Genomic DNA, 22,489 nt, shown 5'->3' on the forward strand with positions numbered 1-22,489 from the left:
CGCCTGATTTGGGATGAATGGCCTGCGCCGCAGCCTGTTGCGCAGGCCATTCATTTTTTGCCCATAACATTCATTAATTCAACAGCCGGCCTAGCCGAAGAGGACCCGCCTCCCTTAGATCGCCCCAGCGACGCATAATATCGCCACGGGCAGGAGAGGATGAAATGGGCTTGGGGCGCTGCGCCCTCTGGCTAACGGCTGGATCAGGCCTGCTGGTCCTCGCGCCCTGCGCCAACGCGCAAGGGCTGCCCGAGCGCGCCCCTCATCAGCCCGCCTTAAATCAACCCGCCATGCCGCTCGATCAGGCACTGGCCCACGCGGCCGAGGCGCTGGGCATTCAGTTGCTGTTCGATCCCACCCCGCTGCACCACCAACAGGCACCCGCCATCAAGGGCCGCCTCACCCCGACGCAGGCTCTGGCGCAATTACTGGCCGGATCGCATTTTCAGGCCGTGTCCGGCAATGGCCTCATCTTCGTGCTGCGCCCCGCGCCCGCCAAAGCGCCTGCTCCGCACCCATCCGCCCCCGCCCAGCCCAACCCTGCCTGGCCCCCGATCATCGTGACCGCCGCGCGATACAGCCAGGACGCCCAGAAATCGGCGCTCGGCCTGTCCATATTGCCGGGCCGTGGGCTGGCCATGGCCGCCGCCACCGGCGCGGAGCAAGTGCTGAACGGCATCCCCGGCATCAACAGCAGCCGCCAGCCCGACGGCATTTCGATCAACATCCGCGCCCTTGGCGCCGATATGCCCAGCGGCACCACGCAAGGCTCGGTCGCGCTGGAATTCGACGGCATCTATTCGATCATGGCACTGGGCACGTCGATCGGATGGTATGACATTGACCGCGTCGAAATCAGCAAGGGGCCGCAATCCACCCGCTATGGCCCCAATGCCGAGGGCGGCATCGTCAATGTCATCACCGCCCAGCCCCGCCTCAACGACTTCTCGGGCAGCGCCACGGTCACGCTTGGCTCGGCCGGATTGCGACGCGTCGAGGCGGGGCAGACGATCCCAATGGGGCCTCGCGCGGCCCTGCGTCTGTCGGGCATGGCGGCGGCGCGCAACAGTTGGTTCACCCCGGCGCTGGCCGATCTGGCCACGCAATCGATGCGGGCCAATCTGTTGTTCAAGCCATCCGCCCCGCTCCAATTCCGCGTTGGCGCCGAGATCAGCCATCTGGGCGGCACGGGCGGCGGGGCCGAGGCCGATGTGCCCTTTGTGGTGGACAAGGTCGCGCCCTATGCCGCCGACAGCATCAATGCCTCGGGCAATCCATGGGCACTGGGAGACAGGACCGAGGGCCGCAATCACGCCGATCTCTAGCAAAGCGCCATCACCGGCCATGCCAGCCTTCGGCTTGGCCAAGGCGCGGTGCTCGACGCGGCGCTGGCCCATCTTTCCATCGCCGGGCATCAGGCGATCTGCCCCCACGCCGGAGCGCCATGGCTGATCAGCGGGGCGAGCAGTTGCTATACCGTCCACGAATTTGCCCCCTTCGGCCAGACTTCGGCGGAATTGCGCCTGCACAGCCCCGATGCAGGGCCATGGCATTGGAACATCGGCCAATATCTGTGGACCTATGGCAAGACGAGTTGGGCGCAGGCCGATCAGACGGTGCCCGGCCCGGCGGGGGCCAGCCATGTCGGCGCGCGCACGCTGGCGCTGTTTGGCGAGGTGACGGCGCCGGTGCGCGATGGCTGGCGCGTAGTGGGCGGGCTGCGGCAAAGCTGGGATCATCGCGTGCTGCGCCCAGCCTCGATGAGCACGACCTATGCGGCGGATTTTCATCACACCGATTTTCGACTGGGCTATGAATATGATGTAGCGCGCGATGTGCTGCATTACACCACGCTGGCCTCGGGCTATCGCCCCGGCGGGCTGACCTATGACGGCAATCTGTCGGACGCGCGCCGCTTTGACGCGGAAAGCACGCTGGCGCTGGAAAGCGGGATCAAGGCGAGCCTTGGCCGGGTGCTGCAATTCAACCTTGCCGCCTATGCCTATCGGCAGAGCCATTATCAGGACATCGACAATTACAACGGCTTTTCCGTCACTTTGGCCAATGGGCAGTCCTATGTCTGCGCGGCGGGCGGGGCGCAGCCTGCCCAATGCTCGGTGCCGGTTTTCAACATTGCCCGCGCCAGCAGCTATGGGCTGGAAGGAAGCATTCGGGTGAGGCCGGGGGGCAATGACCACTTCGATCTGGAAGCCGCCCTGATGCATGCGCGCTTCGGCAAAAACCTGCCCACTTGCGCCACGGTGGCGGCGCCGCAAACGCCGGGCTGCTGGATCGGCTATAATGATCAGCAGACCGGCGCGCTGCACTTCTTTCGGCTGGATGGCGCGGTCCAGCCCCATGCTCCGGCCTTCACCCTGCGCCTGCGCTATGAGCATAGTTTTCATCTGCGCTCGGGCGGGGTGATCCGCGCACAGGGCGATGGCTTCCACTCCTCGGGCTATTGGGTGGGGCCAGTGCAGGATGCCGCGCTGTTCGGGTGGCAATCGGCCTATTGGACCGGCGGGCTGAGCGTCAGCTATCGCGCGGCTTCGGCCCGGTTCGAACTCTCGGCCTATGTGCGCAATCTGGCCAATTATGCGGTGAAGATGTCTGCCCTGCCCGCCACCACCCTTGGCGATCCGCGCAATATCGGCCTTTCGGCGCGGCTCGACTGGTAGGTCGCAGCTCGATTATAAATTCAAAATTGCGCCATCTTCATTGATATGTTGGCGAACGGGTTTGAGTTAGCCGCCCCGGATCGCCATGAACGCATGCACCAAAAGGTCCGCGATACAGGCTGGAGAGGGTCATGATGAAATATACGGCGCGGCAAGGGCGAAGGTTCCCGCGCATGAAGGCGATGCTTTTTCTGGCCGCCGCCCTTGCGCCGGGCGCGGCGCAGGCCGGCTTGACCGCCGGTGCAGGCAGGGCCGCCATCGAACTGCCCGCCAGCCTCTTGCCCATCGACAGGTTCACCGCCCAGCTTGACCCGCTCGAAGTCCGTGTGCTGACGCTGGGCGACGGAACCAGCAAGGTGGCCATCGCGCTGATCGACCAGACCTCCTTGAGCGCGCGCGATGTCGCCACGATGCAGGCTGTAGTGGGCAAGGCGACCGGGGCGGCAGGTGAGGATGTGCTGGTGGTGGCCTCGCATACATTTTCCGCGCCGCATATGTTTGCCGCCAATCCGCCGCCGGGTATTGCCGTGGACGAGGCCGAAACCCTTCGCGCCCGCGCCTATGTCGCCAATGCCATGGCCGCGCTGGAAAAGGCCGCGCATCAGGCCGCCGACACGGCCGCCCCCGCCACGCTGCGCTTTGGCGCCGCGATCAGTCAGGTCGCCGTCAACCGCAATGTCGAAACCCCTGAAGGCTGGTGGCTGGGCGCCGATGAGGCGGGCTATTCGGATCGGACCGTGGCGACAGTGGAACTGGAAAGCGCCGATCATCGCCCGATCGCCTCGCTGGTCAATTATGCCGTGCAATCCTCGGTAATGGACCAGACAGGCGGCCCCGATAGCAGTAAGGCGATCAGCGCCGATCTGGCCGGGGCCACGATGCGGCGGGTGGAACAGCATCTGGGCGGGGTCAGCCTGTTCCTGACCGGGGCGGCGGGGGATCAGGTGCCTGCCTATACCGCGCGCCGCTATGCCTATGGCGCGGATGGCAAGCCCGCGCTGGCCAGCCTTGGCGCGGCGGGCTATCCGCTGGTGGCGCTTCAGGGTGAGCGGCTGGGCGATGCCGCCTTGCGCGCGGCCCGCGCCGCTGCCCCGGTCCGTGCCGAACGCCTCACCCTGTTTCACGGCAAGGTCAGCCTGACCACGCAGGAGCGGCCCAAACAGCTTTCCCAGCTCAAACCCTCGCGCGATTATCGCTATCAGATCAACGGGCGGGCCGATGCGCCCTATACGCTGCTGACGCTGGGCGATGTGGCTATCATCGGGGTTCAGGTGGAATTGAGCGCGGCAACCGGGGCGTGGCTGCGCGCCCATTCGCCCTATCGCCACACGATAGTCGCCACGATGGTCAATGGCGCGGCCAAATATCTGCCCGATGCGCAAAGCTATCGGCGCATCACCTATCAGGCGATGAATTCATCCTACGGCCCCGGTTCGGCCGAGGTCATGGCACAGGCCATCATCGCGCAACTGGGCCATATGGCCAAAGCCGGAAAGGGCGCCAAATGAACCATTCCTTTCACCGCCGTGCGCTGATTCAGGGCGGGCTGGCGCTGTTGCTTTCGCATCGGGCGGCACGGGCGGCGGGCGGCGCCTATCCGCGCGCCACGGCCGTGACCCGCGTATTTGGCGAAGGGCCAAAATTCGTCGCCATCGCGCTGGATTACGGCGTTCCGGTGCTGGGCGGCAAGCTGGGCGCGGAGGCCTTTGCGGTCGAGGGGCGCAAGATCGCGCGCGCCTATACCAGCGACAGCCCCACCGGATCGCCAAGACCGAGCGGGCGTTTCGTCATCCTCGAACTTTCGGCGCAGGACAAGGATGCCATGCTGCGGGTCAACGCTCCCGCTGGCCCCAATCCCGGTGCCCCCGCTGGCGGCCCACCGATGAATGGCCCGCCGCGCATGCCCGCCTTCACCGTCCGGCGGCCTCAGGCCAGCATCCGCCAGGTCGCTCCGGTCAGGCTGGCCAATGGGCGCGTAGTGGCCCCCTCGCCAGCGCCGGTGGGTATCGGGGCGGTGATTACCCCCATCGTCGATGATTTTCGCCAGATGGAATGGCGCGATCCGGCCAATAGCTTGCTGATCCGCTATAACCTCTTTGTTCCCAAGGGTTATTCGCCCAAAAAGCGCTATCCGCTGGTGCTGTTCATGCATGACGCCAGCGTGACCACCACGCTGACACAGGCCACGCTGGTGCAGGGACTGGGCGCACTGTGCTGGGCCAGTCCGCAGGATCAGGCCAAGCGCCCCTGTTTCGTGCTGGCCCCGCAATTCGAGCGGCAGGTGGCCAATGACGATTCCGAAACCACCGGCGAAATGGACAGCACGGTGGCGCTGATCGGGATGCTGGGCCGGAAATATGCCATCGATCCGCGCCGCATTTACACCACCGGCCAGTCGGGCGGGGCGATGATGTCGATTGCAATGAACATCAAATATCCCGACCTGTTTGCCGCCTCCTTCATCGTGGCGGGGCAATGGGCGGCGGAAAAATGCGCCTTGCTGGCGCGGCAGAATATGTGGATCATGGTGGCACAGGGCGATCTCAAAGCCTTTCCCGGCCAGAACGCGATCACCGCCGAAATAGAGCGCCATGGCGCCAAAATCAGCCGCGCAACGTGGGATGGCCGCTGGGACGCCCCGCAATGGCGCGACCATGTCGCCGCCATCACCGCGCAGGGCAACCGCGTGATCTATACCGTTTTGGCTCAGGGCACCGTGGTTCCCGAGGGGCAGAGCGACAATGGCGGGTCGAACCACGTCAACACCTGGCGGATCGCCTATACGATCCCCGAAATCCGCGATTGGATCATGCAGTGGCACAAATGATTGGGAAAAGGAGCGCGAGGATGCGCCACTATCTAACGGGTCTGGCCCTCGTCTGCGCTATGGCTGCGCCTGCTCTGGCGGCGGATAAAGCCTATACGCCACCCGCGCTGATCGACTATTCAGCGCTGCATAATGTGCTGATCCGGTCGGACGATGGCACGCTGACACCCGCCGATGTGCCCTATTACCGATCCAAGCTGATCGCGCCGGGCACATGGCAGATCGAAAGCGATGGCGATTATTCCTATCTGATCGAAGGGGACAAGGAAGCGCTGGCCATCGACACCGGCTATGGCGCTGGCAATATTCGCCAATATCTGCAAACGCTGACCCAAAAGCCGATACGCATGGTGGCCAGCACCCATTTCCATTTCGACCATACCGCGCTCAACGGCTATTTCGACCGGGCGCTGATGTCGAAGGAAACGGCGGAAAAGGCCACCATTCCCTATCCCAGCTTTGGCGCGATGAAATTCCCGCGCGATTATCCGGTGCAGATCATCAAGGATGGTGATGTCATCCCACTGGGCGGGCGCGACATTCGGGTCATCATGGGCGGCAATCATACGCCGGGCAGCACGATGTATCTGGATACCAAACAGCGCATCCTGTTTGGCGGCGATGAATTCATGCCGCGCGGGGTGCGGGTCGGGGTCACGGTGGAGCAGTTCGCCGAAATCATGGGCCGGGTTGTCGCCCATCGCGCGCAATTCGACCGGATCGCGGGCGGGCCGGGGATGTTCGATGGCCGTGATGCGGACAAATTGCTGGCGGCGGCACAGGCCGTTCTGGCGGGCAAGGAAGGCGAGACGCCCAAGGGCGGCCCCGGTGGAATGCCCGGGGCAGCCAATGGCCCGGCAACGCCGGAAGGCGTGACAGTCTATCAACGCCGCGCGGTACGGGCGCCCGACCGACCGGCGGGCATGGGCGGCGCGCCATCGCCAACGGCGCGGGTGATGGCGGTGGATGGTCTGCAAATATCCTATGACATCAACCGTATACGGTGATGCGAAACAGGGCGGGTGATCCCCGCCCTGTCCGATTTACGGCTCCAGAGCGGCTAAAACCTCGTCCAGCGAGCACAGGCCGCCCTGCGCCGGATGGCGGCAGGCCTTGATGGCCATGGGCTGACGCACCGATGCGCCCTTGCCGCCCCGCATCGCCTCCAGCGATTGCGCGCGATAGCTGGCGCGCACCAGACGTTGGCCCGAAGGCATCTTTAGCACTTCCAGCACAATGGCCCCGCCTGGCGCCGGATCATCGGCGGCGAAACCGGCCACGCGCCAATGCAGACCCAGCACCCCCGCCAGATTGGCGATATTGGTGTCATGTCCAAGGATCAGCGACAATCTGACGCGCCCCTGCAACCCTTCACGCAGCACAGGCGTCAACCCGGCCAGATTGGGCGCGGCAATGGGCCGAGGGCGCGCGAGCAGGCGGAATTCCTCGGCATGAAAGGTGGAAAGCGCGGCAATATCGCGCGCGCTGGCCCGGCCCCAGCCGACCTCGCCCATCGGCTTGCCATCGGCATATTCCAGCAGCAGGATCTGTGCGGCGGTCGATGCCCGGTCCAGCACGCCCGACAATTTGGGGCGGGCCTCCGCCGTGGCGGGGCGGATTTGCGTAGGCTCTGCGCCGACGCCGCAAGGCGCAGCGGCCCCGCCGCACAGGATCGCGTTCAAACGGGCATAGAGCGGGGCCAGCCTGCGGTCGATCCCGGCCAGACCTTCCGGCCCGACCGCCTGTTCGACCGCGCCTGCCGCCGCGACGGGATCAATCCGCGCCAGCCCTGCCGAGAGCGGGCCGAAGCGAGGATCGCCCTGATCCTGCGGCAAATGGTCGATGGCGGGGGCGCATTTGGCCAGCGCGCCCTTGGCCCAGTGCTGGGCAGTGGCGATGGTGCGCTGGTCGCTGTCGGCCACGAGATGCATCCGGGCGGCAGCGGGGCAGCGCGCGGCGGGCAGCACGCCGATCCGCCGCAGCCATGCGCCATCCTCCGCGCCGAGCCGCTCCACCGCCTGTCCGCCATGCCCGGTCAGCCAGCCCGGCGGCACATCCCAGCGCGGCCAAGCCGAGGCAGCAGTCCCGGCGGGCATGGCCGGGTCCTTGGTGGGCGGGCGAATGCCATGGCGCATCAGCACCGCAACGCTTTCCACCACCGGGCCGGCGGTTTTGGCCTGCACCGGCCCGGCGCAGGCCAAGGCCGCCGCGATCATCATCATCTTGCGCATCAAAATCAGCCCCTTGGTTCAGAAATGCATCTGGATGCCGCCGCGCAGCAGCGTGCCGTAACGTTCGCGCTCGATCAAATAGGCCCGGTTCGCCCCCAGATAGCGCCGCCACCCCGCATCGGTCAGATTGACCGCATCGCCAAACACGGTGATCGCCTTGCGGATCTGATAGGAGACATGCAGGTCAAGCTGGCCATTGGCGTCGGTGTACTGATCCAGCGCGGCGCTGGTGCCCAAAGTGTCGAGATAGGCCGAGCGATAGGAAAAGGCGAGGCGCGCGCCAAAGCCGTATTTCTCGTAAAACACCTGCGCCGAGGCGACATTCTTCGACTGATAGGCCAAGGGCAGGCTGGACCCGGCGCGGACCATGGGCGCGCGGGCATGGCCCCAGACATGGCTGAAATTGGCCGAAAGACCAAGGCCCGAGAACGCGCCGGGCAGATTGGTGAACTGATGCTGGGCATTGAATTCAACGCCGGTGATCTGCTCGTCCTGCGCATTGATCGGCTGGGTCACGGTGGCGTTGGTATAGGCGACATTGGCGAATGTGCCGTTCACCCCAGTCTGGCCATAGGTGTAGATCGGATTGTCGATGGATTTGTAAAAGATACCCGCCGACAGGATGCTGCCCTTGGCCGGATAATATTCTACCGCCGCGTCCAGATTGACCGCGCGATAGGGCTTGAGATTGGGGTTGCCCATGGTGATAGCGGGCGTGGACGGCGTCGAGGTGTCAACAATCACGTAGGGCGCCAGATTGGGATAATTGGGCCGCCCGATCGAGGTCGTCACCGCGCCGCGCAGTAGAAGGTCGCGGCTGACATCATATTTGACGTTCAGGCCGGGAAAGATGTCGGTATAGCTGACCTTGCCAAAGCTGTTGAACCCGTCGCCCAGCGTCGATGAGGCCGTCACCAGCTTGGCCTTTGTGCTGTCATGGGTGGTTTCCGCGCGAAGGCCTGGGATCACGGTCAGGCCGCCGAATTTCAGCTTGGCCATCACATAACCCGCGCCGATCGTCTCGCGCACGTCATAGTCGCTGGAAAGCGAATCCGAGATCGTGCTGCTGGTGCTGACGGCGGCATAGCTGGCCATGTTGGCGTTGAGATAATCACGCGCGGCGGCATAGTTGATGCGCGTGCCGATAGCAAACATGCCGTCATAGAAACTGCTGCCACCGGTATAGCCGACATTGGAGAGCAACCATCCGGTGGCAAGCGTGGTCTTGGTCGCGCTCCATGTGGTCTTGTCGTGGTCATCGGCCTTGTGGCGGTCCATCAGCTTGACGCCGGCCTTGATTTCCGAACCATCGCCCCATGCGATAGGATGGGTGTAATCGGCCTTGCCCTGCCAGATTTCCTCGAAAGCATAGCGGTGTTCGAGGTTATATTTCGAGAAGTAGAATTTCGACGGATCGTTGAACAGACCCGCAAAGCTGCCCGAAGGGGCCAGCGTATAGGGATAGGTCGAACCGTCATAGGCCAGCGAGGTGACGCCGCCCTTGGCCGTGGTGAAGGTGAATTCGCTGCGCACCGGATCGACCTTGACCGCGCGCGAATAGCCGCCCGACACCTCCAGCGTTCCACCCGCCAGATCGGCAAATTCCCCGCCCAGCGTCAGGCCGGTCGTATGGTCGTTTTCCTCGCGGCGGCGCACGAGGATGGTGGCTGTGGCTTTCGAAGGCGCCCCAGTGGTGGCGTCATAGGCGGTAACGGCCAAACGGTTCTGGTCGCGGGTTTCGTGGTCCTGAAATTCGGAATAGGTGGCGCGCAGATAGAGCTTGGTCCGCTCATTGGGGTGCCAATCGAAATTGCCCACCAGGCCGAGGCGCGTGCGCGTCAGATTATAGTCGCGCAAGCCGTTGCCATCGGGAACGCCGGTGGTGGCATAGGTCGCCGCGCTCGATCCCTGATAGTTCTGGCTCTCAATCGGGCGGCGCGAGTAATTGACGCTGAGCACTGCGCCGAATTGCTGCGCGCTGCCGAAACGGCCGCCCAGCGTGCCGTCCAGCTCATAGGGCGATTTCTTGTTGATCTGATACTGGCCCGCCGCCCCGCGCAGGTCGAGGAAGAAGGGCTTCTTGCTGTCAAAAGCGGTCTTGGTCTTGATCGAGACTTCGCCCGCGATGGCATTGGCGTCCTGGCTGGCCAGCAGCGATTTGGAGACGCTGATCGACTGGATCATCGCGCTGGGGATGTCGTCCAGCTTGACCTGACGGCCATCGGGCTCGGGCGCGGGCTGGGTCATGCCGTTCATCGTGACATTGGCCAGCGCCGGATCGATGCCGCGAATGATCGCATAGCGGCCCTCACCCTGATCGTTGGCGGCGGTCAGGCCGGGCAGGCGCTTGATCGCTTCGGCCACGTTCTGATCGGGCAATTTGCCCACATCATTGGCGCGCAGCGTTTCGACCACATTGTCGGCCCCGCGCTTTTCGGCCACAGCCTCGCGCTGGGCCGCCAGAGCGCCGGTGACGACGATGGCGCCGCTCTCATCGCCCGCATCGGCCAGCCCGGCGGTGATGACATAGGATGTCTCGCCCGCCTTGCGCACCGACAGGCCGGTGCCGCGCAGCATCCGGGCCAGCGCCTCGTCGATGGTCATTGCGCCGGTAATGGCATTGCTGCGGCGGCCCTCGGCGGCGCTGCCGGTGATGATGATCTGAACATTGGCCTGCCGCGCAAACAGGCGCACCGCGCCCGCGACATCCTGTGCCGGAACGTCGAACGTGGCGGCATGGGCCGCGAAAGGCATAGCAACACTGGTCAGCATGGTGCCAATAGCGAGATGGCGAAGAAACCCGATCATGAAACCCTCACAGGACGGCGGGCCGGCTATTCGGCCCCATCACCTGCTCGACGGGCCGCGTTCGGGTTTCCTTTGGGGCGGCATCAAATTTATTTTGCGCCGATGACCCATCCGCCTTCCTCCGCGCGCATTTGCACATTCAGCCCGAGCGCGGCTGCGCGGGCGAAACCTTCGGGATCGTCGAGGCGAAAGGCGCCATAGAATTTTTCCCGACCCAGCGCCGGATTGGCCAGTCGGATCGAGACGCGGTTATGTTGGTTGAATTCGGCCAACGCGCTTGCCAGCGTTTCCCCGTCCAGATCGATCCGCCCGCTGGTCCATGCCAGCGCGCGCTCCAGCGCGGGCGCGGCCAGCCCCATACGCACCGGCGCGCCATCCTTGCCTAGCCGCACCCCCTGCCCCGCAGTAAGCCGCAAGAGGACGCCCCCCCGGCGCACCTCGACCTCGCCCTCGCTGACCAGCACGTTGACCGTGTCGCCCTGTGTGCTGACGGAAAAGACCGTGCCGATGTCGGTGATGGTCACATCGCCCGCCTGCACGCTGAACGGGCGCGCGGCATTATGCGCCACGCGAAACAGCGCCCGCCCCTGCGAGAGGCTGACTTTGCGCGTGTCCTCGTCCAGATCGACGCGCAGCTTGCTGGCCGCATCCAGCGTCAGCGCGCTGCCATCGGCCAGAGCGAGGCGGCGCAATTCGCCCTGCGTGGTGGCATAGGTCTGGGCCCCCGGATCAATCGCCAGCCAGGCCACCAGCGAGGCCGCCAGCAGGCCCAAGGCGCCCGCCGCCAACCGCCAGCGACGCAGCGGCGACGTTTCCTGCGCCGCAGGCGCGGCCGCCGTGGCCAGATGCAGCACCGCCTGCGCGCGCAGCAAGGCCCCGCTGTGGCGCGGATGCTCGTCCAACCATGCCTCAAACTGAGCGCGCTGCGCCAAGGGCAGATCTTCCCCCCCCGCAGCATCCAGCCGTGCGGCCCAAGCGGCCGCTTCGGCCTCAAGCGTAGCGGCGGATTTTTGTCCCTCTTGCTGCAATGTCTTTCCTGTCTTCGCCCGAAGGTAGCGGGCCGTCCATTTCTGCGCAACGCAACCCCGCCTGCAACAGGCGGAGCGCCTTTTGTATATCGTTTTCCACCACACTTTCGCTGACGCCCAGCTTTTGCGCGATGTCTCTTTGCGACAGGCCCTCGATCCGCTTCATCGTAAAGATCTGTCGGCACCGATCAGGCAAAGCCGCCAGCAATTCCTCGACGATCCGCCATTGTTCGCGCGCCGCCAGCACGCTTTCGATGCCCGCCGTCTCATCTATAACGAAGTTCTGGGCGCTTTCCGTAAGGTCCTCGAAACGAATAATCGCCGCGCGGCGCAACTGGTCACGCCACAGGTTGCGCGCGGTCTGCATGAAATAGGCGCCCGGGCGCGTGATATGATCGACGCAGGACAGTGCGGCAAAGCGGCAATAGGCGTCCTGCACAATATCATCGACATCGCCCGGCGCTACGCCCAAACGGCGCAACGCAGCCCGCACAGCAGGCTCTTCGGGCACGATATGGCGGGCAACCCAGCCGATGATGGCGGGCGAGGCACAGGGCATGGCGCAATCTCCTGCGCCCAGCCGCTAGGGGGCTAATGCGAAAACTTGGTGACAGTGCCCCATCCGCTCTACTCCCAATAGCTGGAGCGGCACGGCAGCGGATATAAATCCACGCGGGCGACAAGAAGTGTTATATTTCCGCCCTATCTTTGCGCCAATTTTTCGCAAACCCTGACGGGAAAACAGCATGATCGCCACCGCCGTCGATAATCCCGCTTCCTCGTCCGGCTATCTGGGCCATCCCGATTTTGTGATGCTGGGCGCGCTGCCCACATCCGGGCGGCTGGTGGCCAGTGCAAGGGTGCTGGCCGGGCGCATCGACACGCGCGCGCTGGTCGAGGACAATCGCCGCCTGCCGCCATGGGCGGGCCAGGGGCTGTCCTTCGTGTTCCGCTATGGCGCGGTGGTTTCCATCACCGCGCCGGACGAGACACCGGGCCGCATTGACGACGCGCTGGGCCGCTATCTGCGCGATCCGGCGGGCACGATCGAGGTGGAAACCGCCGAGATCAGTCTGACCCGCCACAGCACCGATCGCATCGGCGAGGAAGGCCAGATCCTGCTGGCCGATGGGGATGAGGCGCGCCTCACGCTGGTGGCCATCGTGCTGGCGCGCAGCGTGGTGCTATCGCGCGACGAAATCGCGGTTTCGCAGGCGTTTGATCGCATCGCCCCTTTGGTGTCCGACCTGCGCGAAACCGGGCGGACGCGCGCGCCAGTGCGTCAGGCGATGCAATTGGTAGGCGAGGTTCTGGCCGCGCGCCACCGGGTGATGGCCAAGGTTCAGGCCGACGAGCGCCCCGATGTGCTATGGGACAATCCCGAGCTGGACCGGCTCTATGCAAGGCTGGAGGCCGAGCACGAATTGGACGACCGCGCCGAGGTGCTGGAGCGCAAATTCGTGGCGCTGGGCGATTTTGCCGAAGTGCTGCTCAACATCATTCAGGACAAGCGCGCCTTTCGGCTTGAACTGGCGATTATCGCGCTGATTGCCTTTGAAATTGTGCTGGCGCTGTTGAACATGCATTGGCGATAGAAGTCGCGATTCTTAAGCATACTATTGCAATTTCATGACATTTTGACGCGATTTATTTTTGCGCGCGCCCTGTCCCCCTCGCCCCGATCCTTGCGTCTTCCCCAACGTCACATCCGTGCAAGGGGTTTTGCAATGCGTTCGGTTCATCTTTTCCTGCGTCCTTCTCACACCGTCATCGCGGCGGCACTTGGCCTGGCCATGATGCCCGCCATGGCCCGCGCCCATGAAACCGCCCCGGCCGCCGAAGAGGCCGCCGCCCAGAGCGACGAGGCCTCCACCATCGTCGTGCGCGGCTTTGGCCAATCGATCAAGAATGCCATCGACCTGAAACGCCGCGCCTCCGTCTCGCTCGATTCCATTCTGGCCAGCGACATCGCCTCCTTCCCCGACACCAATCTGGCCGAGGCGATCCAGCGCGTGCCGGGCGTGGCCATCACCCGCGATGCGGGCGGCGAAGGGCGGCAGGTGTCTTTGCGCGGCTTCACCCCCGATTACACGTTGGTGCGCGTGGCGGGCATGACCGCCATTTCCACCTCCGGCTCGATTGACGCACGCGGCGGCACGTCCAATTCGCGCTCCTTCGATTTCAACCTGTTCGCCTCGGAACTCTTCACCCGCATCGATGTGCGCAAATCGGCCGAGGCCAGCGTCGAGGAAGGCGGCATCGGCGGCACGATCGACCTGCACACCGCCCGCCCGCTCGACTATGCCAAGCCGCGCTTTGCCCTTTCGGGTCAGGGCTTCTACAACAGCTTTTCCAAGGATGTCGCCCCGCGCATCGCGGGTCTGGCCAGCTGGCGCAACGAAGAAGGCACGCTGGGCGCCCTCGTCTCGGTCGCCTATTCGCAGCGCAATGTGGTGGAAAAGGGCTTCTCCACCGTGCGCTGGGCAACCGGGGGCTGGAACCTGAACAATGTCTCTCCTTCCGTCGATTCCTCGATCACCTCGCGGCTGAACGCCGGGGCCGCCTCGGCCAGCGCGCTCTATTTCCCGCGCTATCTGCGTTATGACCTCTATGCGATCCAGCAAAAGCGACTGGGCGTGACGGCGGCGTTCCAGTTCCACCCCAGCAGCGATCTGCAATTCGACATCGACCTGCTCTATGGCCGCCTGCGCAACACACGCGATGAATATCACCTCGACAGCAATTCGTGGAACAGCAGCAGCGCGCTTTCCCGCACCACCGTTTCCGCGCTGGGCGTGACGGGCAATCAGATCACCAGCGGCACTTTCGGCAATGTCTGGGTCCGCTCGGACACGGGCCGCTATGAAGCGCGCAACGATTATTATCAGGGCGTGTTCAACGCCAAGGCGCGCATCACCGATCGCCTGACCGCCGATGCGCTGATCGGCTATCAGATGGCGCAATATGACAATCAGCGCACCGAGCTTTACTACACGCGCGGCGATTCCAGCCACACCACCAGCGGATCGACCGTCGGCTTTGATTTCAGCCAGAACCCGAACCTGCCGGTGATGACCTATGGCTTCGACATCACCAGCCCGAACAGCTATATTTTCAACCTGCTGCGTTTGCAGAACCAGCATGTGATGCACAACAATATCGAAGCCAAGCTGAACCTGCATTACGATGTAAACAGCCAGATCAAGCTGCATTTCGGCGGCATCTACACGCGCCAGATGCTCAACCAGCGCTATTACACGCTGGATGTGACCAGCAATGTGGTCAATTCCTCGCCCGCCACGGCGCTGACCACCATGCCCTATAATTTCGGCGAAGGGCTGGGCGTGTCGGGCCTGCCCACCACCTGGGCCGCGCCGAACCTGAACACCGTGCGCGCCAGCATGAATGCCGATTCCTATGCTCTGGCAATGGATCAGGCCAGCACGGCCCGCATCATCGAACAGGTGTCGGGCGGCTATGTTCAGGGCGATTATCGCGGCAGCCTGCTGGGCCATGATCTGCGCGGCAATCTGGGCCTGCGCGTGATGCATACGGCCATAACCTCGCAAGGCTATATCGGCGGCCTCTGGCTTTCTCAGGGCAGCGGCTACACCGATTTCCTCCCCTCGCTCAACGCGGTCTGGGGTCTGAGCGACAAGTTCCAGCTCCGTCTTGCCGCCGACCGCAACCTGTCGCGGCCCACGCTGGGCAATCTGATGATTTCCGGCTCGGTCGATGCCAACAATCGGATTATCCGTCAGGGCAATCCCAACCTCAAACCCTTCCGTGCGGATTCGCTCTCGCTGTCGGCTGAATATTACCTCTCGCCGCGCACGCTGCTGGCCGTCACGCCGTTCTTCAAACATATCGAGAGCCTGATCATCAGCAGCTATGACTATCCCACCTATGCCTCGACCGGCCTGCCGCTGACCCTGCTCAACGTGGCCACCACCAGCAATTCGGCCAGCGACGTCTTCACCCGCCAGTGGTATTCGAACGGGCAACAGGCCAATGTGAAGGGCGTCGAGCTGACCGCCAATGTCGGCTTCGACTTCCTGCCCGGATTGCTGAAGAACACCGGCCTGCTGGCCAATTACACCTATGCCGACGGCACGGCCACCTATACCAACGCCACGACGGGCAAGGCTTTCGTGGCCACTTTGCCGCAATTGACGCGCCATTCGGCCAATGCGACCCTGTATTACACCGATGCGAAATTCGACGCCCGCGTATCGCTGTCCTATCATGGCCGCTATCTGACCGACCTGCCCGCGGCCAATGCCAATGATTTGGCCGGATACAATCCGCGCACCCAGATCGACGCATCGCTGCGCTATAATATCACACCCAATGCGGCGATCACGCTGGATGCTGTCAACCTCAACAATGCGGCTGATTCTCAATATGTCGGCAATGTCGCCGACAATTCGAACCGCGTTTACACCTATCTGAAGAGCGGTCGCTCGCTGATGGTGGGCGCGCGCATCACCATGTGATGCCGTGACGGCGGGGCCGGAATAATCCGGCCCCATTTCGCACGAGCGTTTCATATGTTTGAAACACCCCCCCGATAGCGCGCCGAAACAAACAAGGCTGCGGTCGGAAACAAGGGTCGATATGGCAAGCGGCGCAAATGGATATGGAGCAGGTGATCGCTCAAGCGCGCTGCTGGGGCATATCAACCATGCGATGGCGCGGGTGCGCCGCTATGTCCATGCCCATATCGCCAATCGCGCCGATGCAGAGGATATTGTGCAGGAAAGTCTGGCCCGAACGCTTCGCCGCGCCGGCGAAACCGGCCTTGGCGAACAAGGCATCGCCCGCCCCGATCACTACGCGATCAGCATAGCGCGCAATCTGATGGCCGATCACGCCCGCCATGCCGCCATGGCCGATGAATGCGCGATCGACGACGCGCTGGCCTGCGCCGCGCCGCTGCCCGATCAACATGTGCAGCACCGCCAGAGGCTGGCCCTGTTCACCGCCACGCTGGAGGCCATGCCCCCGCTGCGCCGCGAAGTGTTCCGCCGCCGCCGTCTGGAAGGCCAGAGCCGCGAGGAAATAGCCGAAGCGCTGGGCCTGCAACCCGAAGCGGTGAAAAAGCATATCAGCCGCGCCATGGCCCAACTGGCCCGCGCCCTTGATGAAGCCGAGGCGGCGCAATGAGCCGGGCCGATCTCTACGAACAGGCCGCCGACTGGTTGGAGGACGCCGGGGAATGGGACAATGCCCGCCGCGCCGCCTTCCTCGACTGGCTGGCCCGCGACCCGGCGCATGTGCGGGCCGCCCGCGCCGTGGCTCGCGTGATGGACGATCCGGCGGTGACGCAGGCATTGCAGACCCTGCCCGCCTTTCCCGCCAATGATACTGAGGCCCCTGCCGCGCCCGCGCGTCATGGCTGGCTGGCGCTGGCCGCCTCGCTGATGCTGGCGATTGGCCTTGGCGCATGGCATTTCGCCCCGCCCGCCGAGCAGGCGCAGCATTTCGCCACCGGCCTCAATGAGGACAGCGCCTCGCGCCTTGCCGATGGCTCGGTGGTGCATCTCGATCCGGCCACCATGCTCGACGTGCGTATGTCGCCCGCTGCGCGCCGCCTGCATCTGGCGGGCGGGCGGGCGCTGTTCGAGGTCGCCCATGCGCCGGAACGCCCCTTTACCGTTGAGAGCGGCCCGATGGCCGTCACCGCCATCGGCACGGTCTTTTCGGTCGATAACAGCCCGGCGGGCCAAGGCCTGCGCGTCGAACAGGGCCGCGTAAGAGTGGTGATCGAGGGGCTGGATCAACCCCTGCTGATCGGCGCGGGCCAAGGGCTGATGCTGGACAAGGCGGACAGGCTGCACCGCTTTACCTTCCGCCCCGATCCGGCGCAGGCCGCCGATCCGCAATGGCTGGTGGTCGATAATGAGCGGCTCGACGCGCTGGTTGCCCGTTTGCAGCGCCATTCCGCCGCACCGCTGGCTTTCTCTCCGCAACTGACGGGTCAATTGATCAGCGGGCGTTACAAGAGCCATGACGCGCTTGCCAGCCTGCGCCTGATCGCGCTGGCGCATGGCTGGCATGTTCGGCCCGATGGCGCGGGCTGGCGCATGGCGCCCTGAATGCTTGCGCTGCTGGCAAGTATGGCGGCCGGTAGCGCCGCCGTCAGCGATCCCGTGCTGCAACGCGCCGTGCCCGCAGGCGATGCGGCGCAGGTGCTGGTCGCAGCGGCCTCGGCGGGGGGCGTGGCCATTGCGCTGGACCCGCGCGACCTGGTTGGCCTGCGCCTGCCCGCGCTGCGCGGGGGTCAGGATTTGCGGCGAGCGCTGGCGCGGATCTGTCCTCCCGCCGGGCTGGTCTGCCGGGTGGAGCCGATGGGCGTGGTGGTCCGCCGCCGTCCCGCAGCGCCCCGCCCTGCTCCCCAGCCCGCTCCGGCCATCAACGATGACAGCCCGATCCTCGTCACCGGACGCCACGGCGCGGGGGTGATGCTGGAAAGCGAGCGCTCCTTCTCGCTCTCGCGTATCTCGGCCCAGGAATTGCGCCGCCGCCCGCCGCTGACCATGGCCGAAATGCTGGTATCGATCCCCGGCCTGTGGATTGACACCAGCGCGGGCACCAGCGCCAATATCGCCCGGCTGCGCGGCATTCCGATGGATGGCTATACCGCCATGGCCGTCGAGGAAGACGGCCTGCCGATCCAGCATACCAGCCTGCCATGGACCGACATCGACCAGTTCATGCGGCCCGACATCATGCTGGAAAGCGTCGATTATGTGCGCGGCGGGCCATCGGGCGTGCTGGCCTCCAATGCGCCGGGGGGCATTCTCGACCTGCATCTGCGCCGCCCGCCCGATCATGCCGGGGGGCAAATGCGGATCACGGGGACCACCTATGGCCTTGCCCGCCTCGATGGCTGGATCGGCGGACCTTTGGGGGATTGGCAGGCCATCGCGGGGGGCTATATCGCGCGCGATCCCACCTTGCGCCATATCACCCAGACGCTGGGCGGAGGGCAGATCCGCCTGCGCGCCGAGCATGATTTGCCCGATGGCCGCCTGACCATCACCGCGCGTTATCAGGATGACGCCAGCCTCAACACCTCCTCCTATCCGATGGTTCTGAACAATGGGCAATGGAGCGCTCTGCCGGGGTTCGACCCCAGGCGCGGATCGTGGTTCGGGCCGGATTTCAACAATGTGCGCTTTATCACCGCCGGTGGCCCGGTGACGCGCGCGGTGGGGCGCAACAATCGCAACCGCGTTTTTGATCTGTCGGGCGCGCTGGTGTCGAGCGGGTGGACCGCGCGCCTGCGCCTGCGCCGTTCGGACACCCAGCGCAATGCCATCCTGTCGAGCGGGGCGCCGATGAGTGCTGCCGATTTCCTTGCCGATCAGGACAGCCATTATGCCCTGCGCCGCAGCGATGGCGCTGCGCTGGCCTCTTCTGCTCTGGTCGAGGTGGTCCAGCCCGCCAGCGCCACGGTCCAGCTTGACGAGATGATCGTCCAGATCGAGCGCGCCGAAAGACTGGGCGCGCATAATCTGGCGGGCGGGCTTTATGCGCTGGTCAATCGCTGGCGCTATCAGCGGATCGTGGCGCGCGCGCTGGTCGAAGCGCGCTCGCAGGGCTTGCTGGTCGATGCGCTGGATACGCTGGGCGGCCCGGCTCTCACCGACGGCGGCTATCTCTCGCGCGCATCGACATGGGAACAGACGATGGGGCGCACCGCCAGCCTCGCCGCCTATGCCAGTGACGAATGGCAGATCGCGCCGCGATGGCGGCTGGATGCCGGGGTCCGGCATGAATGGGAGGTGCTGCGCGGGATTGTCGGCATCGCGCGCACGGCTGACCTGTCCACCCCCGCAACCATCGCCAATCGCGCCGCGCAGGTCGATAGCGGACAAAGCGCCGCCTATTCCAGCGATTTTGCTGCCACCAATGCCACCATCGCCCTGCATTGGCAGGCCCGGCCCGAAACGCTGGGCATCTTCGCGCGGGCCAGCATCGGCCATGTCCTGCCCTCGGTGGGCGCCTATCGCACCAGCGCGGCGCCCAGCACCGCCCATAGGCTCGATGTGGTCGAGGCCGAGGCGGGGCTGGTGCTGACGCAGGGGCGGGTCCGGCTGGGGCTGACCGGATTTGCCAACCGTTTTCGCGGACTGGATATTTCGGCCAGCACCATCGAGCCCACATCAGGCGCGATCACGCTGGTGCCGCGGCAGGCCTCATCGCACAATCTGGGCATCGAGGCGGAGGCGCAGCTGCCCCTGACCGAGTGGGCGCAGGCGCGGGGCGCAATGACATGGCAGCAATCGCGGCTCTCGGATTATCCGAACTATAATGGCCATGTGCCGCAACGCATTCCCGACATCATGCTGCATGGCGCGATCACCCTGTCCCCGCCGCGCGCGCCGTGGCATGTGGCGCTGGATATGACCGCAACGGGGCGGCGCTTTGCCGATGACGCCAACAGCCTGCGCCTGCCGCCCTATGTGGTGATGGGGGTGCAATTCGGATGGGATTTGGGCGCGCGAGGCCGGATCGAGGGCGAGATCAGCAATCTGACCGACGCCATTGCCGTGATGCAGGGAGACGCCATCGCGGGCGACAGCGCATCGGGCGGGAGCGCCCCCTATGCCGTCGGCCGGGCACTGGCGGGCAGAGCCTTGCGCCTGTCCTATACGATGGGATGGTAGCGACAGTTCATGCATAGGACTGCAATTGCTGCAACGCAACATTTGAGGGCCTGACAAAAGGCATATTCCATCCTATATAGGAACTTGCCTTTGCCGCATTGCACTACATTGTATCGCATTGCGGCCTGCCCCCGAATGACGAAAGGCCCCACCCATGAGCGCCCCCGCGCTGGACCCTGCAACGATTGCTTTTACGCCCGCAGATGATGCCGCCCGTTCCTCGCCCGTTGCCCTGGTGCATCTGGCGCTGGCGATGGGCGGGTTTGCCATCGGCACCACCGAATTCGCCACGATGAGCCTGCTGCCCTATATGGCCGACGGGCTGCATGTCGATGCGCCAACGGCGGGCCATGTGATCAGCGCCTATGCGCTGGGCGTGGTGGTAGGGGCGCCGATGCTGGCGGTGCTGGGGGCCAATCTGGCGCGGCGGACCTTGCTGATCCTGCTGATGGCGATGTTCGGCCTGTGCAACGCGCTTTCGGCGCTGGCGCCCGATTATCACTGGATGCTGCTGTTCCGCTTTCTCTCCGGCCTGCCGCATGGGGCCTATTTCGGCGTGGCGGCCTTGATGGCGGCCAGCCTTGTGCCGCCCGAAAAGCGCACGCAGGCAGTCGGCTATGTCATGCTCGGCCTGACGGTGGCGACGATCATCGGCGTGCCCACGGCCAGCGTACTGGGCCAATCGGTCAACTGGCGCTGGGGCTTTGGCGTGGTGGCGGTGCTGGCGCTGCTCTGCGCCGCGATGGTGGCGCGCTTTGCCCCGCATGACCGGCCCACGGCCGGGGCCAGCCCGATGCGCGAACTGGGCGCGCTGGGCCAGGGTCAGGTGTGGCTGACGCTGGCCATTGGCGCGATCGGCTTTGGCGGCATGTTCTGCGTCTATACCTATATCGCCTCGACGCTGATCGAGGTGACCCATGCTTCCAAGGCGGCGATCCCGCTGATTTTCGCGATCTTTGGCGTGGGCATGACGCTGGGCAACATCATCGCCCCGCGCTTTGCCGACCGTGCCCTGATGCCCACCGCCGGAGGTCTGCTGGTGTGGAGCGCAGTGTGGTTGGCGATCTATCCCTTTGCCGTGGGACATGTCTGGGCGGTGGCGGTGGTGGTCTTTGCCATCGGCATCGGCGGCGCGCTCGGTTCGGTGCTGCAAACGCGCCTGATGGATGTGGCGGGCGAGGCGCAGACGTTGGCCGCCGCGCTCAACCATTCGGCCTTCAACATCGCCAATGCGCTGGGTCCGTGGATGGGCGGCATGGCGATTACGGCAGGCTATGGCTGGGCCTCGACCGGCTTTGTCGGGGCCGGTCTGGCGCTGGCCGGGCTGGGCATCTGGGCCGTGGCGGCGCGGGTGGCGCGCCGTCTGGGCTAGAGCGTTTTGATGATGGCGGAGAAATCGACCCCGCCATTACCCGCCGCGTCAAAGGCTTCGTAAAGCTCCTGCGCGCGGTGGCCCATCGGCACGGGCGCGCCGGCATCCTGCGCGGCCGCCATGGCCAGTTTCAGATCCTTGAGCATCAGCGCGGTGGCAAAGCCGCCCTGATAATCGTTGTCCGCAGGCGTTACCGGCCCCACCCCCGGCACCGGGCAATAGGAGGTCATCGACCAGCACTGACCCGAGGCTTTCGAGGAAATGTCATAGAAGGTCTGGAGATCCAGCCCCAGCCTTTCGGCCAATTTGAACGTCTCGCACGTGGCCACCATCGAGGCGCCGAGCAGCATATTGTTGCAAATCTTGGCCGCCTGCCCCGCGCCGCTCTCGCCAGCGTGGATCACGGCCTTGCCCATGGCGGCGAGGATCGGCTGAGCAGCGGCGAAATCCTGCTCCGTGCCGCCCACCATAAAGGTCAACGTGCCGCCATTGGCCGCCGCGATCCCGCCCGACACCGGCGCATCGAGCATGCGATAGCCGCCCGCCTGCGCCCCGGCGGCCACCTCGCGCGCGCTGGCCACATCGATGGTCGAACAATCGAGCAGCAGCGCGCCCGCCGGCGCATGGCCGATCACATCGGCGGCATAGACCGACCGGACAATCGCGCCATTGGGCAGCATCGAAACAACCGCATCCGCATCCCCCACCGCATCGCGCACGTTGGTGAAGGTGGCGCAGCCATTGGCGACCGCCCGATCCAGCGCGGCTTGCGCCAGATCGAAGGCGTGGACCTGATGGCCCGCCTTCACCAGATTGGCCGCCATGCCGCCGCCCATATTGCCCAAGCCGATGAAAGCGATTTTCATGATG

General features: G+C 64.9%; 16 protein-coding genes. 11 read left to right on the top strand and 5 right to left on the bottom strand.

Annotated elements, in window-relative coordinates; all coding sequences use genetic code 11:
- Nucleotides 1–290 precede the first annotated feature (290 nt).
- The 5 genes from GGR38_RS03615 to GGR38_RS03635 all read left to right on the top strand — a co-directional run bounded on the left by GGR38_RS03615 (nt 291) and on the right by GGR38_RS03635 (nt 6,512).
- On the top strand, nt 291–1,325 hold the full coding sequence (locus GGR38_RS03615; RefSeq protein WP_183622735.1) for a TonB-dependent receptor: 1,035 nt from the start codon (nt 291–293) through the stop codon (nt 1,323–1,325).
- A 48-nt stretch (nt 1,326–1,373) separates the two neighbouring features.
- Nucleotides 1,374–2,678 carry a TonB-dependent receptor domain-containing protein gene (locus GGR38_RS03620; protein WP_183622737.1) on the top strand — a complete coding sequence of 435 codons (1,305 nt, stop codon included), beginning with the start codon at nt 1,374–1,376 and terminating at the stop codon, nt 2,676–2,678.
- 173 nt (nt 2,679–2,851) lie between these two features.
- Nucleotides 2,852–4,186 carry a hypothetical protein gene (locus tag GGR38_RS03625; protein ID WP_183622739.1) on the top strand — a complete coding sequence of 445 codons (1,335 nt, stop codon included), beginning with the start codon at nt 2,852–2,854 and terminating at the stop codon, nt 4,184–4,186.
- Nucleotides 4,183–5,505 (top strand): PHB depolymerase family esterase, encoded by a 1,323-nt coding sequence (locus tag GGR38_RS03630; protein ID WP_183622741.1) that lies wholly within the window; start codon nt 4,183–4,185, stop codon nt 5,503–5,505. The genes GGR38_RS03625 and GGR38_RS03630 overlap by 4 nt, the downstream gene beginning before the upstream one ends.
- Nucleotides 5,506–5,525: 20 nt before the next feature.
- Nucleotides 5,526–6,512 (top strand): MBL fold metallo-hydrolase, encoded by a 987-nt coding sequence (locus GGR38_RS03635; RefSeq protein ID WP_183622743.1) that lies wholly within the window; start codon nt 5,526–5,528, stop codon nt 6,510–6,512.
- A gap of 36 nt (nt 6,513–6,548) precedes the next feature.
- Here the strand turns inward: GGR38_RS03635 and GGR38_RS03640 are convergent, their stop codons facing one another.
- The 4 genes from GGR38_RS03640 to GGR38_RS03655 all read right to left on the bottom strand — a co-directional run bounded on the left by GGR38_RS03640 (nt 6,549) and on the right by GGR38_RS03655 (nt 12,131).
- Complete coding sequence (locus GGR38_RS03640; RefSeq protein WP_183622745.1) at nt 6,549–7,736, bottom strand: histidine-type phosphatase; 1,188 nt, start codon at nt 7,734–7,736, stop codon at nt 6,549–6,551.
- 18 nt (nt 7,737–7,754) lie between these two features.
- Nucleotides 7,755–10,544, bottom strand: a complete 2,790-nt coding sequence (locus GGR38_RS03645) for a TonB-dependent receptor (RefSeq protein ID WP_183622747.1) — start codon at nt 10,542–10,544, stop codon at nt 7,755–7,757.
- A gap of 89 nt (nt 10,545–10,633) precedes the next feature.
- A complete protein-coding gene (locus GGR38_RS03650) occupies nt 10,634–11,476 on the bottom strand; it encodes a FecR domain-containing protein (protein WP_246404207.1) in 843 nt (280 codons plus the stop codon).
- Between the two features lie 58 nt (nt 11,477–11,534).
- Complete coding sequence (locus tag GGR38_RS03655) at nt 11,535–12,131, bottom strand: RNA polymerase sigma factor (RefSeq protein ID WP_183622752.1); 597 nt, start codon at nt 12,129–12,131, stop codon at nt 11,535–11,537.
- 187 nt (nt 12,132–12,318) lie between these two features.
- Between GGR38_RS03655 and GGR38_RS03660 the strand changes: the two genes are divergently transcribed.
- The 6 genes from GGR38_RS03660 to GGR38_RS03685 all read left to right on the top strand — a co-directional run bounded on the left by GGR38_RS03660 (nt 12,319) and on the right by GGR38_RS03685 (nt 21,619).
- Entirely contained in the window at nt 12,319–13,167 is an 849-nt protein-coding gene (locus GGR38_RS03660; RefSeq protein WP_183622754.1) for an RMD1 family protein, read from the top strand.
- Between the two features lie 132 nt (nt 13,168–13,299).
- Complete coding sequence (locus GGR38_RS03665; protein WP_183622756.1) at nt 13,300–16,068, top strand: TonB-dependent receptor; 2,769 nt, start codon at nt 13,300–13,302, stop codon at nt 16,066–16,068.
- Nucleotides 16,069–16,189: 121 nt separating this feature from the next.
- On the top strand, nt 16,190–16,738 hold the full coding sequence (locus GGR38_RS03670) for an RNA polymerase sigma factor (RefSeq protein WP_183622758.1): 549 nt from the start codon (nt 16,190–16,192) through the stop codon (nt 16,736–16,738).
- A complete protein-coding gene (locus tag GGR38_RS03675; protein ID WP_183622760.1) occupies nt 16,735–17,670 on the top strand; it encodes a FecR family protein in 936 nt (311 codons plus the stop codon). Before GGR38_RS03670 ends, GGR38_RS03675 begins: the two co-directional genes overlap by 4 nt.
- Nucleotides 17,671–20,247, top strand: coding sequence for a TonB-dependent receptor (locus GGR38_RS03680; RefSeq protein ID WP_183622762.1), 2,577 nt, complete (start codon nt 17,671–17,673; stop codon nt 20,245–20,247).
- Between the two features lie 154 nt (nt 20,248–20,401).
- A complete protein-coding gene (locus tag GGR38_RS03685; protein ID WP_183622764.1) occupies nt 20,402–21,619 on the top strand; it encodes an MFS transporter in 1,218 nt (405 codons plus the stop codon).
- On the opposite strand, the gene mmsB is transcribed toward GGR38_RS03685, so the two are convergent.
- Nucleotides 21,616–22,485, bottom strand: a complete 870-nt coding sequence (mmsB, locus tag GGR38_RS03690) for a 3-hydroxyisobutyrate dehydrogenase (protein ID WP_183622766.1) — start codon at nt 22,483–22,485, stop codon at nt 21,616–21,618. The genes GGR38_RS03685 and mmsB overlap by 4 nt on opposite strands.
- Between the last annotated feature and the right edge of the window lie 4 nt (nt 22,486–22,489).

It is taken from the genome of Novosphingobium sediminicola, assembly GCF_014196525.1.
GTDB lineage: Bacteria > Pseudomonadota > Alphaproteobacteria > Sphingomonadales > Sphingomonadaceae > Novosphingobium > Novosphingobium sediminicola.

Bases quoted from the DNA above. Each gene is read 5' to 3' on its own strand.
- GGR38_RS03685 (WP_183622764.1), top strand. From the start codon at position 20,402: ATGAGCGCCCCCGCGCTGGACCCTGCAACGATTGCTTTTACGCCCGCA.
- GGR38_RS03625 (WP_183622739.1), top strand. From the start codon at position 2,852: ATGAAGGCGATGCTTTTTCTGGCCGCCGCCCTTGCGCCGGGCGCGGCG.
- GGR38_RS03615 (WP_183622735.1), top strand. From the start codon at position 291: ATGCCGCTCGATCAGGCACTGGCCCACGCGGCCGAGGCGCTGGGCATT.
- GGR38_RS03675 (WP_183622760.1), top strand. From the start codon at position 16,735: ATGAGCCGGGCCGATCTCTACGAACAGGCCGCCGACTGGTTGGAGGAC.
- mmsB (WP_183622766.1), bottom strand. From the start codon at position 22,485: ATGAAAATCGCTTTCATCGGCTTGGGCAATATGGGCGGCGGCATGGCG.
- GGR38_RS03635 (WP_183622743.1), top strand. From the start codon at position 5,526: ATGCGCCACTATCTAACGGGTCTGGCCCTCGTCTGCGCTATGGCTGCG.
- GGR38_RS03660 (WP_183622754.1), top strand. From the start codon at position 12,319: ATGATCGCCACCGCCGTCGATAATCCCGCTTCCTCGTCCGGCTATCTG.
- GGR38_RS03655 (WP_183622752.1), bottom strand. From the start codon at position 12,131: ATGCCCTGTGCCTCGCCCGCCATCATCGGCTGGGTTGCCCGCCATATC.
- GGR38_RS03645 (WP_183622747.1), bottom strand. From the start codon at position 10,544: ATGATCGGGTTTCTTCGCCATCTCGCTATTGGCACCATGCTGACCAGT.
- GGR38_RS03665 (WP_183622756.1), top strand. From the start codon at position 13,300: ATGCGTTCGGTTCATCTTTTCCTGCGTCCTTCTCACACCGTCATCGCG.
- GGR38_RS03640 (WP_183622745.1), bottom strand. From the start codon at position 7,736: ATGCGCAAGATGATGATGATCGCGGCGGCCTTGGCCTGCGCCGGGCCG.
- GGR38_RS03670 (WP_183622758.1), top strand. From the start codon at position 16,190: ATGGCAAGCGGCGCAAATGGATATGGAGCAGGTGATCGCTCAAGCGCG.
- GGR38_RS03680 (WP_183622762.1), top strand. From the start codon at position 17,671: ATGCTTGCGCTGCTGGCAAGTATGGCGGCCGGTAGCGCCGCCGTCAGC.
- GGR38_RS03630 (WP_183622741.1), top strand. From the start codon at position 4,183: ATGAACCATTCCTTTCACCGCCGTGCGCTGATTCAGGGCGGGCTGGCG.